Source organism: Rhizobium sp. UGM030330-04 (assembly GCF_003208455.1).
GTDB lineage: Bacteria > Pseudomonadota > Alphaproteobacteria > Rhizobiales > Rhizobiaceae > Agrobacterium > Agrobacterium rhizogenes_A.
This window is the reverse complement of the sequence record NZ_QKML01000001.1, coordinates 406796-426712: the sequence shown is the minus strand read 5'-3', so window position 1 is coordinate 426712 and position 19917 is coordinate 406796. Positions and strand designations below refer to the sequence as shown.

Below are 19917 nucleotides of genomic sequence, written 5' to 3'. Positions count from 1 at the left end.
ATTTCGTGCGCGTTTCGTCATTTGTAGATGAACCCCACCGATCCCTGATAAGGAGCCGCCTGAACCTGGTCCTTGCGGCCATAGACCTTGTTGACGCGGTTCATGAAATACATGGCTGCATCGTTTTCCGGATTGAAGTTGTCATCCGGCCGGGCGATCTGGTTGCGCGCGACTGGCCGCACCAGATAGGGCGTCGCGATGATGACCAGTTCCGTTTCGTTGCGGATGAAGTCCTTGCTGCGGAAAAGCGTACCGAAGATCGGAACCTTTGAAATGCCCGGAAGCCCCGACATGGCCTGGCGGATATTGTCCTGGACCAAGCCGGCGATGACGATCGAGCCACCCGATGGAAGTTCGACGGTTGTCGAGGTCTCGCGCTTGCGGATCGACATATAAGTCGAACCCGGGATGTTCCGGCCTGCATTTCCGGTTACCACGTTACCTTCATAGGTAGGCTCGGAAACATTGGTCTCGATCTTGAGGCTGATCCGTCCTGGCGAAAGCACGACCGGCCGGAAATTCAAGGTTATGCCGTAGTCGACCGTGTCGGTCGTGCGCGTTATGGTCTGCTGGCCCGTATCCTTGTCGACGGAAATTTCCTGATCGGCTGCCACGCGGAAATCGCCCCCGACATAGAACTTGGCTTGTTCCCCGGAGATGGCAGTAAGACTCGGTTCAGCCAGAGTGCGTACAACGCCTGCCTGCTCCATGGCATTGAGATAGGTGGCAAAGTTCAGTGAGCCGGAACCGATCGAACCACTGGCTATTCGTGAGGCAGTGCTGATTGCATTTCCAAGATTGGACGGATTTGCGAATTCGAAGCCATTATTGCTTGTCGAACTGCTGATGGAGCCATTGAAACCCAGCTGTTTCAGCACCTGCCGGCTGACCTCGGCGACGGTGACCTTCAGCGTTACCTGATCTTCGCCTTCGATCGTCAGCATATTGACGATCTGCGATACTTGGCGGTTTTCGGCAAAAATCGCCGCGTCTCCGCCATTGTCGCCACCTGTCAGCGATATGTTGCGGGTGGTGGCTTCACCGCCCTTCAAAAAGGCTTCGGCAAGCTGTACTGCACGTGCCGAATCCTGCGGTGTACGAACCGTCCCCGTCAAAACGATATTGTCTGAAACAATTTCGACCTTGATGTCGGAGTCGGGAATAAAGCGGCGAATATTGGTCTCCAGCCCGACGATATCGCGCTCCACCTCAAGATCGAGGCTGACGATTTCACGACCACCCTCGCCGAAAATGAAAATATTGGTCTGCCCCACCGTTTTTCCGAAGAGGTAGATTCGTCTCGACGTGCGGGTCACGGCATCGGCAAGGCTGGGGTCGGCAACGAGAATATCATGGGCGTCCTCGGGCAGGTCGATGACCAAAGCCTTGTTGAGACCGAGTTTCAGGCGCTTGCGAATGCCCGAGCCACTCTCGGTGATGCGCACGATGCTGGCACTTTGTGCCGCGGCCTCGCCGAGACGCAGAAACTCGGGCGAATGCGGGCCTGGAATGCCTGAAAAAGCCACGCAGAATGCAAGTCCGCCCAGCATCGATGAACGCAGGTGTTTTTTAACGCGCTTTGCCATGAGCCCCCCGGTCATTGTGATGCTCCCTGATTGCCCTTGACGATCGAACCGGATTTGATCACCTGAATTTCCGGTTGGCCGGAGCCGCCGTTGAGAAGATAGCCCGCCGAAAGCGTGTCGTTTTCCTGTGCATCGGCGATCGAACGCAGGGCGAGAGTGAGGCGATCCGCCATCTGCTGCGCCACCGTTATGATCTTCGCCTGCTCAGGTGTCAGTTCCAGTGTGGCCGTTGCGCCCACGACGGCGGAAATCCCGTCTTCGCCTTCCTTGATCTGCTGGTCGATCGCGAGAACCCGGACATTGTTCAAAACACTCTCGGTCAGGAAGTTTCCGTTCTCACCCTTGCGAACCATGATGACGTCGACACGGTCATTGGGCAGTACGAAACCGCCCGCGCCGGTTGAAACGGAAATTTCCGTGGCGACGGCGCGTTTTCCGGCCGGCAGAAGCGATGACATGATGCGGGTGCTGGAATCGACGACTTTTTCCGGCCGCACCGGTTCCCCCTCGAACAGGGGCAACCGCACGACGGCGCCGGTTAGTTCGGTGATTGCGTTGGGGTTTTTGGCTTCGGTTATAAAGCTGTCGACGACATTGCCCTGCGGCCAGGGCGTCCAGCGCACCGAGCTGTCATTCAGACGGCTGCCGACGGGCAAGTTGACCGAGGAAACGAGAACGTTGACCGTCGGCTCTTTCTGGATGATCGTTTCCGCCTTTTCGATAACCTGCTTTGCACCGGAAATCTGCATGGCGACAAGACCGGCAAGGCCGGCTGCAACCAGGGCAACGGAGAGAATGACGATACGCGACGGTTTCATGCTCGATCCTTGAGGGAATCAGATTCTTCTCCCGTCAGGATGGCGCGTGATTGGTATAATTATAGTTAATATTATGCTTGGATTTGTGGTTAACGGGACTTTAATCCGTCAGCGCCGTGACTTGTTCAGGAAAGACTGGCGATGGCGGCTTTTACAAGCGGCGCGTCACCATAAGTCAAAAGGCCAGCAACGGCGATGCCGATGCCATAGGGGATTTTTTTTGCTACCAGCAGGGAATCCGGAATAGGAATGCCAGCTGCCATGATTTCCTGCGATCGCGACCGCAAAAGCAGGATGCCGATTGTCAACACGCCGCCGAGGAATGTCACTGCGAGCAGAAACTCCACAAGCGATATATTGAAACCGTACCAGACCGTCGCTGCGGTTAGCAACTTTGCGTCTCCGCCGCCCATTGCATTGGCCGCAAAAAGTGCAAAACAGACTAAAAATACCGCAGTGGCTGCAGCAATGCTCATCGCGAAAGTCTGCCAATCCATACCCGTCAATGGTGCTACCACTACGAAGGAAAGCAGCAATATAAGGGGTATTCTGTTGGGTATGGTCATGCTGAATAGATCATTCAGTGCAGCAAAAGCGACGCACAAAGGCAGAGTCAGAAAAATTGCTGCTACAACCATCGGATCAATTCCACAAAGGAGTTTCCTACATGGGTGGCAACCAATGTAAGGAGGATGCCAAAAATATTGAGATGGCCACCCGCTTAAGGGGTGGCCATCCAAGGACGTCGCAGCTATCAACCCGTTGTTTTGGCTGTAGCATCCGTCATTTTGTCACCGATGTTTTCGAAGAGGAGCTTGATTTGGGAGCCGACGGTCGTAGCGCCGCCAACGATAGCAACGGAAATAAGCGCGGCGATCAGGCCGTATTCAATTGCCGTGGCGCCGGATTCGTCCTTGAGGAAACGAGCGAAAATCTTGGTCATGAGTATCTCCTAACTCTTGTTTGGTTCAGCACGCCGACAACTGTTCTCCGTTGTTCGGTTGCGTTCAAACTACCGCCGAGCAATTTCCAAGCGCTTAAAAAAAAGGATTAATCCAAAGTAAACGGCATGTTGAGTTTCTCTTGGTAAACAAAGATAAAAAGTATTGCCTGTATTTTTATATTTGCTGGAAAACGAATATATTCCGCTGCAAGCTGTTTCCTGTTTTGAGAAGAGCGCGCTCTAGATGAGACATATATGTTCATTTTTGGTGCGGGTTTGCGGCAGTGGAGAATGACTTGCGATGCGCATGGTTACCGCTGCAATCGTGCATTTTCGTCATTTAACGCTTCATTCACTAAAACCGAGCATTCTTGGACGCAGTGAAGTGCGGGTAATGAACAAGGGCCAAACGCGTGTCATCCGGAAAACTGGCGAAATTTGTGGTGGGCTTGTGCGTCATTATGGGAGGCTCGTCGCATTCTGTTTTCGCTCAGGAAGACATATTGCGTGTTTCTATGAACCATGCCCGCGTTCTCCGTCTCGATCGTCCCGTAAGCAAGGTTATCGTCGGTAATTCGAAAGTTGCCGATGCCACCGTCGCGGATGCCACCACGATTGTCCTGACTGGCCGCAGTTTCGGAACGACAAACCTCGTGCTTCTCGATTCCAACGGCAATCCGATCGTCGATGAACGCATTCTCGTCTCCATCGATGAAGGCAATACGGTTCGCGTTTTCCGCCAGACGGAACGAACCGTGCTTTCCTGCACGCCGAATTGCGAACAGCATTCGCAAAACAGTGGCGACAAGGACTCTCAGCCTTAAACTCGGCGAGGCCAAACCGGCCGTCGAATGGATTGATTCCGCTCTAAGAAGCCGCCCGCATTTTGCCGGCGTGACAAATGTCGCGCTTATGCAGGCGCTGACCATTTTTGGTGAGAGACGAAGCCGAATATTTTGGCAGACCGAAAAAACACAACATGCTCTCCGGCGCTCTGCCGGAGACCTGCATGTTGCTGTTTTTTCGTCTAAGTCATTGATCTGGCTAGGATCAAAAAAGGAATGGTGCCCAGAAGAGGACTCGAACCTCCACACCCTTGCGAGTACCAGCACCTGAAGCTGGCGCGTCTACCAATTCCGCCATCTGGGCGACGGAGAGCGATGTACGAGGGCAGCCGCCCGGTGTCAACAGACTTTTTGAACTTTTATGACGATCATTGATTTTAAAGGGAAAAAACTTGCCGGATGTTGTTGAAACATGTCGCCGGGTCAGGTGTCGAGCCCTTCATGCCTCGTTCTGTCGACGTGACCGAGATCGCGTTCGGGGTCGATGATATCGCGGATTCTCTGTTTGAGTTCTTTTGGGCCGGGAAAACCGCCATCGCGCTTGCGTTCCCATATGATGGTTCCGTCCAATGTGATCTCGAACAGGCCGCCGGTTGCGGGGACAAGGCTGACTTCGCCGACGTCAGAGGCGAAGGTTTGCAGGATTTCCTGCGCCATCCAGCCCGCGCGAAGCAGCCAGTTGCATTGTGTGCAGTAGCGAATGGTTATGTGCGGCTTGGTTCCGGTCACGATCACGTCTCCTTCAGGGCCCGGTCACGATAATGTCAACTATAATACTCATGTTTTTACCCGGCGCGTGCTTGTTCTTACCATGGGGCTTTGCGAACAGATAAGCCATCGAAGGCTGAAACGTGGAGATCCTATGGCCCAGTTCGACAATAACCGTCAGCGTCTTTTCGTTCCCGCTGTCGCACCGCTTTATAATGCCACGCATGATCTGGTGGAGACCATTTTGCGCGTCGCTGCGGGTCTCCTCCTCGTCACCCATGGTTTCGGCAAGATAGTCAATCCGTTCGGGGCTGTCGGCATGGTCGAAAATCTGGGCTTTTATCCCGGTGTCTTCTGGTCGCCGCTCCTGGCTGCCACGGAGTTTTTCGGTGGTATTCTGGTGGCGATCGGCCTCTTCACGCGGCCGGCATCCTTTGCTGCCATGATCGTGCTTCTCGTAACGGTGTATGTGCACGGCATACTGAGAGCGGAAGGGCTGGTCGGCGCCGAGAAGTCGATCCTCTGGGCCGCTATCTTCCTGTTCTTCGCGGTTCGTGGTGGCAACCGGCATTCCGTCGACGCAAAACTGTCGCGGGAATTCTGAAATCCGCCGGCGGGGCGTGTCGAATATCGCCCCGCCGCCGTTCAGGTCTCTTGAAAATCCGTTTTTCTCGTGGTGAAGCTTGGATTTGACGGCGGATGCGTCGTTTGAATTTCCCTCATCATCGAGAGGCCGTATGCGCGTTGCAATTATCGAAAACATGGCGGGTACACCCCATGGACAGCTCGGCATCGCGCTGAAAGAGGCGGCAGCGGATGTGCATATTATTCGCGCTTATGCGGGCGAGGCTCTTCCCGCCAATGCCGGTGAACATGATGCGCTCATTGTTCTTGGGGGTGAGCAGAACGCCCTTGATGACGCGCTTTATCCCTATCTTCCACAGCTTGCGCTTTTGATGAAGGCCTTTGGTGATGCCGATAAGGCGGTAATGGGTGTCTGCCTCGGCAGTCAGCTGCTGGCGCGCGCCTATGGCGGAGAGAATATTCTTGCCGGCCCGCCGGAATTCGGCTGGCAGGATGTGTCGCTGACGGAAGAAGGGATGTCGGATCCATTATTGTCCGGGCTGGACAGGATATTCCCGATTTTTCAGTGGCACCGCGATACATTTACGCTTCCGCCCGGGGCGACGCGGCTTGCGACCAATAGCGCGACACGCAATCAGGCTTTTCGTCTCGGCCGGGCGGTTTATGGCACCCAGTTCCATTTCGAGGCGTCCACGACGGTGGTTGACGGCTGGTGTGAGGCATTTCCGGCTTCGGTGGAAAAAATGGCGCCCGGCTGGCTGGAGAAATACGGTGATCACCGGGGTATGCGTGCGCAAAAGGCCGATGCAACCGGGCTGGAAATTGCCCGCGCCTGGGTGCGGCTCGTTTAAACGCACGAGATTTCCTTTGTGAATGAAGCTGAGGCGTATGAAGGTTGCGGCTGGGCTGAATGTCGCGCGAAGGAGGCGCAGAAACATGTATAAATTTGAGATTTATCAGGACAGGGCCGGGGAATATCGCTTTCGCTTCAAGGCTTCCAACGGCGAAACGATGTTTTCATCGGAAGGATACAAGGCCAAGGCTTCAGCAGTTCACGCAATCGAATCGATCAAGAAAAATTCCCCCGGCGCCGATACCGTTGACCTGACCACCATGACGGCCTGAGCACTGTCGCCAACGTGAGAACTCGAAGCATTTCGCCTGCCAGAAATGAAGGGCGCATTGGCAGATGTCGGCGTAAAGATAAGATTCAGTCTTTTTTGATAATCTTCCGTTAGCATTTGTGTTTCGAGGTCTCCGGGCGGCGTCAGTGTGCCCCCGATTTGTTTTGCGTACGGGTTCTCATGCGTTCATCGGCTGTGCCAGCACTTTTCTTCGGTTGCCTTCTGCTTGGCGGCTGCACGTCCAGTTCCGGGCCGGAAAGCCTGGTGGCCGGCTTGCCGTCGAAGGAAACCACGAGTTCGGTCACGCCTTCCGCGCCGGTGCCGCAGGCAAGTGTCGGTACCCAGCCCATCACGGCCCAGCCGCGACAGGAGGTTCTGGCATGGGGCGGGCCGGTGCCGGAAGAACCCAAGGCCTTTTCCGCCGTCACGCCGCGGGCGTCCCTGCCGCAGAATGCGCCTGAAATCCGTTTGCCGGTCCCGTCGCAGGCCGGAATGGTGCGCCCGGCCGAACGCCCGATGGAACGTCCGGTACAATTGGCCATGGCTGCCGCTCCGGCGGCGAGCGCTGGCGCCCAGATCCGCTCCCGCGTCTTCCGCTCCAGCTTCAGCGACGCCAAGCCCATCAATTTCGGCCGGGTTCAGCCGCGCCATTTCCAGGTTCATGGTGTGGATGTTTCCCGCTGGCAGGCGAATATAGATTGGCCTTTGCTGCGCACCCGCGGCGCGAACTTCGCTTTCATCAAGGCGACGGATGGCGGCGATCATCTTGACCCGATGTTCCGCGCCAACTGGCAGCGTTCAAAGGAAGCGGGCATCCGCCGCGGCGCTTACCACTTCTTTTACTGGTGCCGCTCCGCCAGCGAACAGGCCGACTGGTTCATTCGCAACGTGCCGCGCGATCCCGATGCGCTGCCACCTGTCATCGACGTGGAATATAACGGCGAGTCGAGCTGCAAGATGCGCCATTCCCGCGAACGCGTTCTGGAAAAGATGCGCGTGTTCATGAACAAACTGGAGCGCCACTACGGACAGCGGCCGATCATCTATACGGCGCCCGATTTTTATAAGGACAATCTTACCGGCGAGTTCCAGGACTATCCATTCTGGCTGCGCGCCGTCGCCCAGCATCCGTCCGTGGTCTATCCCGGCCGCAAGTGGCTGTTCTGGCAATATTCCGGCTCGGGCCTGTCGCATGGTGTCGATGGCCGTATCGATCTCAATGTCTTCAACGGCAGCGAGGACGCATGGCATCGCTGGATCGACCGCCGTTCAAGCTGAACCGGGTCGTGCGTCAGCGCGCGAATTTTCTGGCACCCGCAACGCAGAGCACCACCACAAGCGTGACACCGATCATGGCGGGGCTCACCTCCTCATGCAGCAGGCTTGCTGCAAGCACCAGCCCGAAGAACGGCTGTAGCAATTGCAGCTGGCCCACGGCGGCAATGCCGCCGAGCGCCAGCCCGCGATACCAGAAGATGAAGCCGATCAGCATGCTGAACAGCGAGACATAGGCAAGTCCGCCCCAGGCCTGTGGATCGATGCCGGCAAGCGTTTCCGGCCCGGTGAAAAAGGCAAGCGGCAGCATCACCGGCAGCGAAAGAACGAGCGCCCAGGAGATCACCTGCCAGCCGCCCAGCTTTCGCGACAGGGCTGCGCCCTCCGCATAACCCAGCCCGCAGACAATGATCGCGCCCAGCATCAGGAGATCGCCGGCAAGCGAAGCCCCAACTCCGGCTGAAAGCGAGCTCGACAGTGAAAAACCTGCCACGAGAGCACTGCCCAGACACGAAAACAGCCAGAAGGCGGGGCGGGGACGTTCGCCACCGCGCAACACGGCAAAGATCGCCGTGGCAAGTGGTAGCAAGCCGACAAAGACAATGGAGTGCGCCGATGTCACGTGACGCAGTGCCAGCGCCGTCAAAAGCGGAAAACCCACCACCACGCCGAGCGAGACGATGAAAAGCGATGTCATATCGTTCCGTGCCGGGCGTCTTTGCTGGAACAGCAACAGCAGGGCGAGCGCCAGAATGCCGGCAATGCTGGCCCGGGCGAGGGTCAGGAACACCGGATCGAAATCCGTCACCGCGATACGTGTGGCCGGCAGCGAGCCGCTGAATATCACCACGCCGATAAGACCGTTCAGCCAGCCGCTTGTCGTCTTGTCCATTGTCATCTCCTGCATTTTGCTTGTCTTGATCCGGAACGGCTGGCGGGAACAGCAACAGTCGTATACAATTTTGAGAAACTGTTATGGTTGTTGACCCAGTACGGATGGAGAGCGATTTGGACGGACAGGTCTTTTCCCTCACGCGCATGGAACCCGGAACACGCATAGAAAAAGTGATGGCGAACATCCGCCAGCGCATCGCTTCGCGCAGCCTCGTGCCGGGCGCACGTTTACCGTCCGTCCGCGCGCTGGCAAAAACCATGCAGGTTTCAACCTCCACCATTGTCGAGGCCTATGACCGGCTGGTCGCCGATGGCACGATAAGTTCGCGTCCGGGCTCCGGTTTTTTTGTAGCCGGCCCGCTTGCGCCGTTATCTCTGGCCGATATTGAGCCGCGGCTGGACAGGGCGGTGGACCCCCTGTGGGTATCGCGGCAGGCGCTGGATGAGGCCCCGGTCCTTGCCAAACCCGGCTGCGGCTGGCTTCCCGCATCGTGGATGCCGCAAGAGGCGCTGCGGCGGGCGATGCGGGGGATTGCCCGTGCGGATACCGCCCTGCTGACGGACTATGCAAGCCCCATGGGGCTGCTGCAACTTCGCCAGCTTCTGTCGCGCAGGCTTGCCGAACACGGGGTGCAGGCGGGTGCGGGCCAGATCATGCTCACGGATTCCGGCACGCAGGCGATCGATCTTCTCTGCCGTTTCCTGCTGCAGCCGGGGGATGCGGTGATTGTCGACGATCCCTGCTATTTCAATTTCCATGCCCTCTTGCGCGCACACCGCGTTAAAGTCATCGGTGTGCCTTACACCCCGACCGGACCGGACCTTCCGCTTTTCGAACAGGCGCTGAAAGAACACCAGCCGCGTCTTTATATTACCAATTCCGCGATCCATAATCCCACAGGCGCCAGGCTTTCCGCCGTTACCGCCCATCGCCTGCTGATGTTTGCCGAACAGGCGGGACTGACCATCATCGAGGATGATATTTTTGCAGATTTCGAAACGCAGGCGGCGCCGCGACTGGCCGCTTTCGATGGGCTGAACCGCGTCGTCCAGATCGGCAGCTTCTCCAAAACACTGTCCGCCTCCGTGCGTTGCGGTTTCATTGCGGCACCTCTTGCGTGGGTGGAGGCGCTGACCGACCTTAAGATCGCCACCGCCTTTGGCGGGACGCATTTCTCGGCGGCGCTGGTCCTGTCGCTTTTGACGGATGGCAGCTACCGCCGTCATGTTGAGGCGCTGCGCCTGCGTCTTGCGGCGGCGATGCCGGAGGCGGCGGCGCGTTTAAAGGCGATTGGATGTGTACCCTGGATCGAACCGCAGGCGGGCATGTTTTTATGGTGCCGCCTGCCGGACGGGGTGGATGCCGGCAATGTGGCGCGCCACGCCCTTGCGCAGCAGGTGGTTCTGGCGCCCGGAAATGTGTTCAGTTCCTCGCAGAATGCCGCCGCTTTCATGCGTTTCAATGTTTCGCAGTTGGGCAGTTCGGAGACCATGGCCGTGGTGGCGGATGCGCTCCGGTCTGTGCCTGATCGTCGCTCTTTGTGAGGGCCAAGGGCCGAATCGGAACAAAATCGCGTGAACGCCGTTTTCTCCGCAGAGTGAAGAGGAGAAATACCATGACATTCGATCCCAACAACCCGCGCCCGGACCGCGATCTTCGTCCGGAACTGAATATCAGCAATGAGCCGGCTGCCCGGACCTCGTCGTCCTGGGTACCGTGGCTGGCGATTATCGTTGTCGTGCTGGTGGGCGTTTTCGCCTGGTCGCAGATGAGCGGCCCGACCACCGATCCGGCCACGACATCGTCCACCACACCGCCCGCTGCAACGGATCAGGCACCCGCCCCGATGACGCCGACCGCACCGGCGACGCCGCCGGCAAACAACACGGCTCCGGCAAGCCCGACTACGGGTGGCACTCAGACCCAGCCGTAATGGGCTGACTGACATGCTAAAACCGTCTGCCTTCGGGCAGGCGGTTTTTTCGTGGATGCAATCAGCTTTCGCCTTTAGAGCTGCTCCATCGCCGAGGGGCTATTGGACACTCTGGACCAGCGGGCAATCGATTCTTTCGCCAGCGCTGCAAGCGTTATGCTTCCAAAGCGGGACAGGAGGATGGTTTCCGCCTCTTTCATCGCGTCAAAAAGGGCCTCATTGACCGCCTGTTCGATGACGCAGTTCGGATTGTCGCCCGCCAGCCCGATGGAAAACAGCTCCGGTGCGCCGAGCGCCCGATAAATATCCAGCAGGGTGATTTCGCTGAGCGGTCGCGCCAGGACCCAACCGCCGCCATGGCCTTTTTCCGATGAGACATAACCATGCTCCCGCAGGCCCGCCATGGTTCTGCGCACCACCACAGGGTTGGTTTGCAGCATGGCCGCGATGCTTTCAGAGGTCGCCGCCCTCTCGTGTTTTTCCATATGGATCAGAATATGCAGCACCCTTGAAAGGCGCGTGTCGTGTCTCATTGCGCAAGCCCATTTGTTTTTCGCAACGCTATCAGTTCCGAAGTGACGTAACAATATAAGTTGCGTGACCCTTGACTCGAAAAATCACGTAACAATATAAGTATCGTGAAAATGAATGGGCGCTTCCTGCCCGGTCTTGAACGATAGGTGCATCATGAAATTCGACGTCATCATCATCGGCGGCAGCTATGCCGGTCTCTCCGCCGCACTGCAGCTTGGCCGCGCCAGAAAGAATGTTCTTGTCGTGGATGCGGGTAAAAGAAGGAACCGTTTTGCCAGCCATTCCCATGGTTTTCTCGGTCAGGATGGCAAAGCACCGGGCGAGATCGTCGCCGAAGCGCGACGTCAGATCGAGCGTTACCAGACGATAGAGTGGGCGGAGGGCAGGGTGACCGATGCCGAAGGGTCTTTTGGCGATTTCGTCGTAGAGATCGACGGTCGCCGCCGCGAAAGCGCTACTCGGCTGATCCTTGCCATGGGCGTTACCGATGAGCTGCCCGGCATAACCGGGCTGAAAGAGCGCTGGGGCTCTTCGATCTTCCATTGCCCCTATTGCCATGGCTACGAGCTTGATCAGGGGAAAATCGGCGTCATTGCCGCTTCACCCATGGCTATTCATCACGCCCTGATGCTGCCGGACTGGGGTGAAACGACCTTCTTTACCAATGGTATTTTCGCGCCGGATGAGGACCAGGCCGCACTTCTGTCCGCTCGTGGTGTCCGGGTGGAGAAAGACCGTATCGCGGAAATTGCCGGACATGCGGATGTCGTTCTGTCCGACGGCCGCAGCATTGCGCTGGCCGGTCTTTTCACCCAGCCGAAACTGCGGATCACCTCGGACTGGATCGGAAAACTCGGCTGCTCCGTGGAGGAGGGACCCATGGGATCGAGCATCGTGACTGATGCCATGAAACAGACCACGGTCCGCGGCGTCTTTGCCTGCGGTGATGTCGCAAGGCCGGCAGGCTCGGTCGCCCTTGCGGTGGGCGACGGTGCCATGGCAGGGGCTGCGGCTCACCGGTCGATCCTGTTTCCGGAATGATCAGCCGGAGGTGAGGCTAAGCCAGCGTCCGGGAGGCATGCCGAAGGCATTCTTGAAATGCCGGGTGAAATGCGCCTGATCCGCAAACCCGCAGGCAAATGCCGTTTCGGCAAGGCTGGCGCCGGCCCGCATCATCTCTTTGCATTTTTGCAGCCTCCGCATGATGAGATAACGATGCGGGCTGGTTCCCAGCAGGCCGCGGAAATGCCGGAAGAGCGTAAAGCGGTCGAGTCCGCTTATTCGTTCAAGTTCCTCCGCACCGACGGTGTCGGTACTGTTCTCCTGCAGGTAGTCCCGACACCGTAAAACGGCGGCGCGGTCAATGCGTTTGACGGTTCCGGCGCAACCGTTCGCATGCTTGGAAAGCAGGTCCGCCAGCCGCGATTGCCAGTCGGTCAGGAGCAGATTGTCCGGCTCGCTTTCGAGATCGCCGAGTGCTTCGATCAGACATTGCCGGAAGGCGGGGTCCTCGATGACGGGATTTCTCGCAAAAGGCAGCGTCTGATATCCCGCCTGCGCCATTTTTTCAGGCGGAAGATAGAGCATACGGTAGCGCAGCCCCTCATCCGTGCCTGCGCCGCCATCATGCACTTCGTCGGGATGCAGCACGATGACATTTCCCGGCATGCTGAAATGCGAGGTGCCGCGATAGGAAAAGGTCTGGACGCCGGAGAGCGTGACGCCGAGCGCATAGGTATCATGGCGGTGCGGCGCATAGGCATTGCCACGAAAGCGCGCTTCTATGCGTTCGATGCCGTTGCTCGCCGGAGCCTGCACGATCCCCTCGAATTTGCACGAACGTTCAAGATCGCCGACGCCCCGAGGCGCTAGGATTGCTTCTCTTTCGTAACCACAGCCAGATTGAGTCCGCATGTTTGATACCAAGATCGCCGTCATCCTTCGTGATGACCTTGCCGTGTGGCAAAAACTGAATGTTACCGCATTTCTCATGTCGGGGATCGTCGCCCAGACCGGAGAGATTATTGGGGAACCATACCGCGATGGTGCGGGCAACGTCTATAATCCCCTGTCCATCCAGCCGGTGGTCGTCATGGCCACGGATCAGGAGGCGCTACGCAAAATCCATCTGCGCTCCCTCGAGCGCGATGTCACGACGTCGCTCTATATCGAGGAAATGTTCTCCACCGGGCACGATGTCGCCAACCGTCAGGTATTTTCGGAATTTTCTCCTGACAATGCCAGGGTGGTCGGCATGGCGCTGAGGGCAGACAAGAAGATCGTCGACAAGATCACCAAGGGTGCAAAGCTGCATACTTGAGAACATATCTTCGAATGCAAAAGGGAGGCTGCAAGCCTCCCTCCAATGCCGATGGCAAATGATTGCCGCTTATTCGTCGTTCATCTTCAGGGCGGCGATGAAGGCTTCCTGCGGAATTTCCACCTTGCCGAACTGGCGCATGCGCTTCTTGCCTTCCTTCTGCTTGTCCAGAAGTTTGCGTTTACGCGTCGCATCGCCGCCGTAACACTTCGCTGTCACATCCTTGCGCAACGCGCGCACGGTTTCGCGGGCGATGACCTTGCCGCCGATCGCGGCCTGGATCGGGATCTGGAACATGTGCGGCGGAATGAGTTCCTTCAGCTTTTCGCACATGCCGCGCCCGCGCCGGTCAGCCGCCGAGCGGTGCACCAGCATGGACAGCGCATCCACCGGATCGCCGTTGACGAGGATCGACATCTTGACGAGATCGCCCGCACGATAATCGATGATGTTGTAATCGAACGAGGCGTAACCCTTGGAAATGGACTTCAGCCGGTCGTAGAAATCGAACACCACTTCGTTGAGCGGCAGTTCATAGGTAATCATCGCACGGTTGCCGACATAGGTCAGCTCCGTCTGCAGGCCGCGCCGGTCCTGACACAGTTTTAGGATGCCACCGAGATATTCGTCCGGCGTCATGATCGTCGCCTTGATCCACGGCTCGCGGATTTCCTTGATCTTCACAACGTCAGGCATGTCGGCCGGGTTGTGCAATTCCTTTTCCGTGCCATCCGTCAGCGTCATTTCATAGACAACCGAAGGCGCGGTGGCGACGAGATCGAGATTGAACTCGCGCTCGAGGCGTTCCTGAATGATTTCGAGGTGCAGCAGGCCAAGGAAGCCGCAGCGGAAACCGAAGCCGAGGGCGGCTGACGATTCCATTTCGAAGGAGAAGGAAGCGTCGTTGAGGCGAAGCTTGCCGACAGCTGCACGCAAATCTTCGAAGTCGGCCGCGTCGACCGGGAAAAGGCCGCAGAACACCACGGGCTGTGCCGGCTTGAAGCCGGGCAGGGCCTGCGCCGTCGGGCGCTTGTCGTCGGTGATCGTATCGCCGACGCGCGTATCGGCAACTTCCTTGATCGAGGCGGTGATGAAACCGATCTCGCCGGGGCCGAGGCTGTCGACATTGACCATCTTCGGGGTCAGTACGCCGACGCGCTCGACGCCGTATTTGGCGCCCGAACCCATCATGCGGATCTGCTGGCCCTTGCTCAGCACGCCGTCGATGACGCGCACCAGAACCATGACGCCCAGATAGGTGTCGTACCAGCTGTCGACCAGCAGTGCCTTCAGCGGGCCGTTTTCGCCAACTTCGCTCGTCGGCGGCGGCAGGCGGTTGACGATGGCTTCCAGAACATCGGGAATGCCAAGGCCGGTCTTGGCCGAAATCATCACGGCGTCGGAAGCGTCGATGCCGATTACCTCTTCGATCTGTTCCTTGATGCGGTCGGGTTCGGCCGCCGGCAGGTCGATCTTGTTGAGCACCGTCACCAGCTCGTGATCGTTGTCGATCGCCTGGTAGACGTTGGCCAGCGTCTGGGCTTCCACGCCCTGCGATGCGTCCACGACGAGCAGCGAGCCCTCGCAGGCCGAAAGCGAACGGGACACTTCGTAGGCGAAGTCGACGTGGCCGGGCGTGTCGATGAGGTTCAGCACATAGGTTTCGCCGTTGTTCGCCTTATAGTGCAGGCGAACCGTCTGGGCCTTGATGGTGATGCCGCGCTCGCGCTCGATATCCATCGAATCGAGAACCTGTTCCGACATATCGCGTTCGGCAAGGCCGCCTGTCGACTGGATCAACCGGTCGGCCAGTGTCGATTTGCCGTGATCGATGTGGGCAACGATCGAGAAGTTGCGGATATGGTCCAGGGGCGTGCGGGTCGAATTTGTGCTCATGCCCCGCGCTATAGCAGGGGCTTCTCATGCCGCAAAGCGGGAATTTGGTTAAAAGCCCTTTAAAATGGGCTTTTCAGATAGCAAATTGCTCCGGCCAGTCGCGACGGGTGGCCACCTGTCCTTCGGTCCTGAGCCTTGCGACAGTGGCAAGATCGATGTCGGCGATCAGAAGCGTGCTTTGCGTCACCGCATCGCTTTCGCTTTCCGCAATGATGCCGGATGCGGGCATGCCGTAATCGGAGGGCACATAAAGCGCCGCACGGCCGCGATTTTCATCGACGGCGGGCGACCATGGAGCCTCACCTGCGGTGGGGGAGGAGAGGACGGCATATTGATTTTCCAGCGCTCGCGCCTGCGCGCCGATGCGCACCCGGTAAGCGCCTGCCAGCGTGTCGGTGCAGCTGGGAGCGAGAACCAGTTCCGCGCCAAACTCCGCCAGCCTGCGGCCGAGCATTGGAAACTCGTTGTCGTAACAGATGAGGATGCCGAGCCTGCCAATGCTCGTCTCGAAGGCCTTCAAACCCTCGACACCGGCATGGATATTCCATTGCTCCCGCTCGAAGCGGGTCATGATCTGCTTGTCCTGATAACCGATCAACCCTTCCGGTCCAAACAGCCATGCCCGGTTGCGGAACTTGCCGTCCGGGTCCTTCACCGGCGCGCTGCCCGGCTGGAACAGGATTTGATGTTGCCGCGCCAGCTCTTCGCAAAGCTCCACCCAGGAGGGGATCAGCGGCTGTATCTCTTCGATGGAGCGGTGCAGGTCGGAGCGGATATCTGGCGGCAGCTGCCCCGTCAGCGCCATGGCCGAATATTCCGGCAGAAGCAGCAGTTCCGCACCCGTTTCTTTTGCCTCGCGCACGATGGCCGCAAGGTGCGCCGCATAAGCTTCCCATGTCTCGATCAGTTCGATGGCATATTGGCTGGCGGCGAGGCGGGTCATCGGTTTCCATCTCCTGCGGCGATATTCTTCATCCAGAAGGACAGCGGTTTCGGGCTCTCGGCGCTTTCGTCAATATCCTGCCAGGTAAAGCTGGTGCGCAGCTCGGGGTGGTGGCGATAGCCGCGCTTTTCCCAGAAGGCATTCAGCGGCACGTAATCCGCCGGGCGGCGCGGGTGATCCGCAGGCCGCTCGACAGCGCAGAAGGTGCACCAGTCAAAGCCGAGACATCTGGCATGGCCCTCCCGTTCCTCGAAGAACCGCACGCCGATGCCGTGACCGCGATAATCCGACAACAGCACGCTTTCGCCGAAATAAAACAGCTGCGACGGGTCGTAACCGGCCGCCAGGAAAGGTGATTTCACCTCGTCGGTTTCCGCCGCCATGGGCATGCCCGTGGACATGCCCACCACCTGTCCGCCGTCGAGCGCCAGCACGAAAACAGCGCCCTTCTTATCGGCATAGGTGGCCAGATATTTGCGCTCATACTCCACCGAACCATCATAGAGATAGGGGAAGGTGCGGAACACCGTGATCCGCAGCCGTGCGAGATCATCGAAATAGCGTGCGGCGTCAATGCCGGAAAGAGACTTGATTTCGACGGTCATGGGCATTTTCACTTTCGGTTCCGCTGGTTATACCGTCATGGAAAACCCGCGCAAGCATTGAACGGAGAAGACGATGACCGCAGCCGAGACGATCCGCGCCTATTACGATGCCTTCAACCGACAGGACATGGACGCCTTTCTGGCGCTTCTTCATGACGAGGTGGTGCATGACATCAATCAGGGCGAGCGCCAGACCGGCAAGGCCGCTTTTGCCTCCTTCATGGACCACATGAACCGCTGCTATAAGGAAAACCTCACCGACATGGTGATCATGGCGAGCGCAGACGGTAAACGTGCCTCCGCGGAATTCACCGTGAACGGCGAATACCTTGCGACCGACGAGGGCTTGCCGGAAGCCGATGGCCAGAAATACGTCCTGCCCGCCGGTGCCTTCTTCGACCTGAAGGATGGGAAAGTTAGCCGAGTAACGAACTACTATAATCTGAACGACTGGATTGCTCAGGTCGGCGCCTGAAGTCTTCATTGTTCCCGCGGTAATGATCATCCGACGGTAGTCGGTTTTCCACTATCGTGGATATTGACTCCATCATATGGGAATTATAGTCTCATATGATGGAAAACGAAGATCATATTCTCGAACGTTCGATCGGTGAGCGGATCAGGTCGCTGCGGGCTGAAAATGGCCTGACACTGGATCGGCTCGCCTCTGAATCCGGTGTCAGCCGCGCCATGATTTCCCGCATCGAACGGGGTGAGGCGAGCCCGACGGCATCGCTGCTCGCCCGCATCTGTGCGGCACTCGGCCTGTCGCTCTCCGGCTTCTTCGCCGAAAACGAAGAGGCTGTTTCCCCGCTGGTAAAGAAGCGGGACCAGCAGCTCTGGAAAGATCCCGAAACCGGTTATGTCCGCCGCGCCATCTCCCCACCGCGTGTGGGTTCCGATGTCGATATTGTCGAGGTCGAGTTTCCGGCCGGCGCGCGCATCGGCTTTCCGCCACATGCGGCAAGCCGGGGCATGACGCAATATGTCTGGCTTTTCGAAGGCGTTCTGGAGATGACGAGTGGCGGTGCGGTGCATCGGCTGGAACCTGGAGATTGCCTTTTCATGCCGGTCGGTGAAGGACATGTCTTTCACAACCCTTCCGAAAAACCTGCCCGTTACGCCGTCGTGCTGGACCAAAGACAGCGCTGATTTTTTCCAGAGGAGTTTTCATGGCCACCATACGCGTGCTGAACGGGCAAGAGACGCTCGATGTGCTTCCGGAGCTTTGCGAAGTTCTCTCCGCCTGCGTCAATGGCGGCGCATCCGTTGGTTTCATGTTGCCCTTTTCCCCGCAGGACGCAGAGCCCTTCTGGCGAGCCGTGGCGGAAGCGGCGGATGAGGGCGACACGATCCATGTCGTGGCGGAAGTGGATGGCAAGGTGGTGGGCACCGTGCAGGTGGGCCTCGCTTCCAAACCCAACCAGCCACATCGCGGCGATCTGATGAAGCTTCTCGTGCATCCCTCGGCCCGCGGTCTCGGGCTTGCCCGCAAGCTCATGCAGAAGGTTGAAGAGGAAACGGCAGCCCGTGGCCGAACCCTTTTGGTGCTGGATACGGCCACGGGCAGTGATGCAGAGGCGATCTATCCCCGCCTTGGCTGGGAACGGGTCGGAGTCATTCCCGATTACGCCCTGTTTCCCGATGGGCGTTATTGCGGCACGACGCTGTTTTACAAGCGGATTGGCTAGCACATTTCCGCCGCTTATTGTCCCGGCTTCAGCGAGCGGTTGAAGGCGGCAACAATCATCTTTTCCAGTTCGGCATGAATATCCGCACGGTCGCGTGGCCCGGCCGGTTCGCAGATCGGATCACGCTCGCCAACGGATTTGAGAAACGCATCGGCATCCGGTTTGCAGAGAGGCAGGAAGCTGAAATGGTTGGCCCCGTCGACCTGTTGATAGGTCGCGCCGGGTGCCTCGGCCGCCAGTTTGTCCGCCAGCACGGCCGGTGGAATTTCCCCCTTGCTGCCGAGATTGATGAAGGCCAGCGGAATATCGATTGTTTTCAGGCTGTCCGTCTGGAAGGCGAGTGCGAGGCCGGGATCGACCAGCACGGCGGAACGAATGCGTGGATCGCGGTTCTGCTGCTCGAAACGGGCCTTGTCGAGGGTTCCGAGGTCGAGCTTCGGTACACTGACCGGCTCGTTGTTGAGATAACCCCGGCCGCCGGCAAACCATTGGCAATCCATCATCGCAGCATGGTCTTTGCAATAGCGCTTATACGCATTGAGATCGGCGCGTGCGCCCGAAATCTCCATTGCTGCGCTGCCGCCGAGCGAAAAGCCGAGGATGCCGATCCTCTGCGCATCGATCGCGCCCGACCATTTGCCCTGCGTCGTCAGCGCGGTGATGATCGTGGAAAGATCGCCCGTCCGCTCCCAGATTTTCGGCGTATCGGCAGGTGTTGAATCGCCGCTGGTGGTGCCGGGATGGTTGGGGCCGGCGACGATGAAACCTTCGCTCGCAAGCTTTGCGGCGATCCAGGCCATGCCGCTCACTCTCGAGCCCGAACCGTGTGACAGAAGCACCAGCGGCAGGCGACCCGGCCGCACTGCGCTGTCCTTGAAGACGGCCGTGCCTTGAAAAATCCGGTCCTCGCCGGAAAGCGTCTGCGTGCCGTTGCCCTCCGAAGGATACCAGACGGTGACGGCGAGGTCCTTGCCACGTTCGGGAGAGTGGATGGCGATTTCACTAACGCCAACGGCTTCATTTGCAAAAGCCTGCTGGGTAATGAGAGCGGAAAACAGCATGGTGGTGATGGTGACGATGGGACCCATGAAAAACCTCTTGCGGTCGGAAAGAACGAGACCCAATCTGCACCGTCACCTGTTTTTCGCGTCCTTGATCGCGTTTGAGGTCGTACCGAAACGCGATCTGGTCCATGGAAAGACAACAGGTCGTCGAT

General features: G+C 58.3%; 24 protein-coding genes and 1 tRNA gene. 12 read left to right on the top strand and 13 right to left on the bottom strand.

All coding sequences use genetic code 11. The features are described from left to right. Nucleotides 1–17 precede the first annotated feature (17 nt). The 4 genes from N434_RS02160 to N434_RS02145 all read right to left on the bottom strand — a co-directional run bounded on the left by N434_RS02160 (nucleotide 18) and on the right by N434_RS02145 (nucleotide 3347). Complete coding sequence (locus tag N434_RS02160) at nucleotides 18–1601, bottom strand: type II and III secretion system protein family protein (RefSeq protein WP_110755757.1); 1584 nt, start codon at nucleotides 1599–1601, stop codon at nucleotides 18–20. Beyond that, on the bottom strand, nucleotides 1598–2404 hold the full coding sequence (gene cpaB / locus N434_RS02155; RefSeq protein ID WP_110755755.1) for a Flp pilus assembly protein CpaB: 807 nt from the start codon (nucleotides 2402–2404) through the stop codon (nucleotides 1598–1600). Before cpaB ends, N434_RS02160 begins: the two co-directional genes overlap by 4 nt. A gap of 125 nt (nucleotides 2405–2529) precedes the next feature. Then, nucleotides 2530–3042 (bottom strand): A24 family peptidase, encoded by a 513-nt coding sequence (locus tag N434_RS02150; protein WP_065114608.1) that lies wholly within the window; start codon nucleotides 3040–3042, stop codon nucleotides 2530–2532. A 116-nt stretch (nucleotides 3043–3158) separates the two neighbouring features. Further along, nucleotides 3159–3347, bottom strand: a complete 189-nt coding sequence (locus N434_RS02145) for a Flp family type IVb pilin (protein ID WP_110755752.1) — start codon at nucleotides 3345–3347, stop codon at nucleotides 3159–3161. Nucleotides 3348–3760: 413 nt separating this feature from the next. Here N434_RS02145 and N434_RS02135 point away from each other — a divergent pair, with 413 nt between their 5' ends. Next, nucleotides 3761–4171, top strand: coding sequence for a pilus assembly protein N-terminal domain-containing protein (locus tag N434_RS02135; RefSeq protein ID WP_181423845.1), 411 nt, complete (start codon nucleotides 3761–3763; stop codon nucleotides 4169–4171). A 238-nt stretch (nucleotides 4172–4409) separates the two neighbouring features. Here N434_RS02135 and N434_RS02130 read toward each other — a convergent pair. After that, nucleotides 4410–4496 (bottom strand) — tRNA-Leu (locus tag N434_RS02130). A gap of 119 nt (nucleotides 4497–4615) precedes the next feature. Next, nucleotides 4616–4921, bottom strand: coding sequence for an Rdx family protein (locus N434_RS02125; RefSeq protein ID WP_110755974.1), 306 nt, complete (start codon nucleotides 4919–4921; stop codon nucleotides 4616–4618). A gap of 133 nt (nucleotides 4922–5054) precedes the next feature. Here N434_RS02125 and N434_RS02120 point away from each other — a divergent pair, with 133 nt between their 5' ends. From N434_RS02120 to N434_RS02105, 4 genes are all read left to right on the top strand, one after another. Next, nucleotides 5055–5504: a DoxX family protein gene (locus tag N434_RS02120; RefSeq protein WP_065114611.1), complete on the top strand. Its 450-nt coding sequence runs from the start codon at nucleotides 5055–5057 to the stop codon at nucleotides 5502–5504. Nucleotides 5505–5637: 133 nt separating this feature from the next. Beyond that, nucleotides 5638–6336, top strand: coding sequence for a type 1 glutamine amidotransferase (locus N434_RS02115; protein ID WP_181423844.1), 699 nt, complete (start codon nucleotides 5638–5640; stop codon nucleotides 6334–6336). Between the two features lie 85 nt (nucleotides 6337–6421). Further along, a complete protein-coding gene (locus N434_RS02110; RefSeq protein ID WP_065114613.1) occupies nucleotides 6422–6610 on the top strand; it encodes a YegP family protein in 189 nt (62 codons plus the stop codon). Between the two features lie 179 nt (nucleotides 6611–6789). Continuing rightward, a complete protein-coding gene (locus N434_RS02105; protein ID WP_110755747.1) occupies nucleotides 6790–7887 on the top strand; it encodes a glycoside hydrolase family 25 protein in 1098 nt (365 codons plus the stop codon). Nucleotides 7888–7900: 13 nt separating this feature from the next. Here N434_RS02105 and N434_RS02100 read toward each other — a convergent pair whose 3' ends face one another. Then, on the bottom strand, nucleotides 7901–8776 hold the full coding sequence (locus N434_RS02100) for a DMT family transporter (protein ID WP_110755971.1): 876 nt from the start codon (nucleotides 8774–8776) through the stop codon (nucleotides 7901–7903). A 146-nt stretch (nucleotides 8777–8922) separates the two neighbouring features. Between N434_RS02100 and N434_RS02095 the strand changes: the two genes are divergently transcribed. Together N434_RS02095 and N434_RS02090 are read left to right on the top strand one after the other, a co-directional pair. Next, entirely contained in the window at nucleotides 8923–10323 is a 1401-nt protein-coding gene (locus N434_RS02095; RefSeq protein ID WP_110755969.1) for an aminotransferase-like domain-containing protein, read from the top strand. 71 nt (nucleotides 10324–10394) lie between these two features. Beyond that, nucleotides 10395–10712 (top strand): hypothetical protein, encoded by a 318-nt coding sequence (locus N434_RS02090; protein WP_065114616.1) that lies wholly within the window; start codon nucleotides 10395–10397, stop codon nucleotides 10710–10712. A 74-nt stretch (nucleotides 10713–10786) separates the two neighbouring features. Here the strand turns inward: N434_RS02090 and N434_RS02085 are convergent, their stop codons facing one another. After that, entirely contained in the window at nucleotides 10787–11245 is a 459-nt protein-coding gene (locus N434_RS02085; protein WP_065114617.1) for an Rrf2 family transcriptional regulator, read from the bottom strand. Between the two features lie 154 nt (nucleotides 11246–11399). Here N434_RS02085 and N434_RS02080 point away from each other — a divergent pair, with 154 nt between their 5' ends. Beyond that, nucleotides 11400–12287, top strand: coding sequence for an NAD(P)/FAD-dependent oxidoreductase (locus N434_RS02080; protein WP_110755967.1), 888 nt, complete (start codon nucleotides 11400–11402; stop codon nucleotides 12285–12287). Here the strand turns inward: N434_RS02080 and N434_RS02075 are convergent, their stop codons facing one another. Further along, entirely contained in the window at nucleotides 12288–13064 is a 777-nt protein-coding gene (locus N434_RS02075) for an AraC family transcriptional regulator (protein WP_181423843.1), read from the bottom strand. A gap of 94 nt (nucleotides 13065–13158) precedes the next feature. Here N434_RS02075 and N434_RS02070 point away from each other — a divergent pair, with 94 nt between their 5' ends. Further along, on the top strand, nucleotides 13159–13566 hold the full coding sequence (locus N434_RS02070; RefSeq protein ID WP_065114619.1) for a DUF2000 family protein: 408 nt from the start codon (nucleotides 13159–13161) through the stop codon (nucleotides 13564–13566). A 69-nt stretch (nucleotides 13567–13635) separates the two neighbouring features. Here the strand turns inward: N434_RS02070 and lepA are convergent, their stop codons facing one another. The 3 genes from lepA to N434_RS02055 form a co-directional block, all read right to left on the bottom strand. After that, nucleotides 13636–15474 carry a translation elongation factor 4 gene (gene lepA / locus N434_RS02065; protein ID WP_174031862.1) on the bottom strand — a complete coding sequence of 613 codons (1839 nt, stop codon included), beginning with the start codon at nucleotides 15472–15474 and terminating at the stop codon, nucleotides 13636–13638. 61 nt (nucleotides 15475–15535) lie between these two features. Further along, on the bottom strand, nucleotides 15536–16405 hold the full coding sequence (locus tag N434_RS02060; protein WP_110755741.1) for a carbon-nitrogen hydrolase family protein: 870 nt from the start codon (nucleotides 16403–16405) through the stop codon (nucleotides 15536–15538). Continuing rightward, on the bottom strand, nucleotides 16402–17010 hold the full coding sequence (locus N434_RS02055) for a GNAT family N-acetyltransferase (protein WP_181423842.1): 609 nt from the start codon (nucleotides 17008–17010) through the stop codon (nucleotides 16402–16404). The genes N434_RS02060 and N434_RS02055 overlap by 4 nt, the downstream gene beginning before the upstream one ends. Nucleotides 17011–17083: 73 nt before the next feature. On the opposite strand from N434_RS02055, the gene N434_RS02050 reads away from it, so the two are divergent. The 3 genes from N434_RS02050 to N434_RS02040 all read left to right on the top strand — a co-directional run bounded on the left by N434_RS02050 (nucleotide 17084) and on the right by N434_RS02040 (nucleotide 18701). Then, nucleotides 17084–17485: a ketosteroid isomerase-related protein gene (locus N434_RS02050; protein WP_065114623.1), complete on the top strand. Its 402-nt coding sequence runs from the start codon at nucleotides 17084–17086 to the stop codon at nucleotides 17483–17485. Between the two features lie 95 nt (nucleotides 17486–17580). Next, entirely contained in the window at nucleotides 17581–18162 is a 582-nt protein-coding gene (locus N434_RS02045) for a helix-turn-helix domain-containing protein (protein ID WP_110755737.1), read from the top strand. A 20-nt stretch (nucleotides 18163–18182) separates the two neighbouring features. Further along, entirely contained in the window at nucleotides 18183–18701 is a 519-nt protein-coding gene (locus N434_RS02040; RefSeq protein WP_110755734.1) for a GNAT family N-acetyltransferase, read from the top strand. Between the two features lie 14 nt (nucleotides 18702–18715). Here the strand turns inward: N434_RS02040 and N434_RS02035 are convergent, their stop codons facing one another. Beyond that, on the bottom strand, nucleotides 18716–19789 hold the full coding sequence (locus tag N434_RS02035) for an alpha/beta hydrolase family protein (RefSeq protein ID WP_110755965.1): 1074 nt from the start codon (nucleotides 19787–19789) through the stop codon (nucleotides 18716–18718). Nucleotides 19790–19917: the final 128 nt, after the last annotated feature.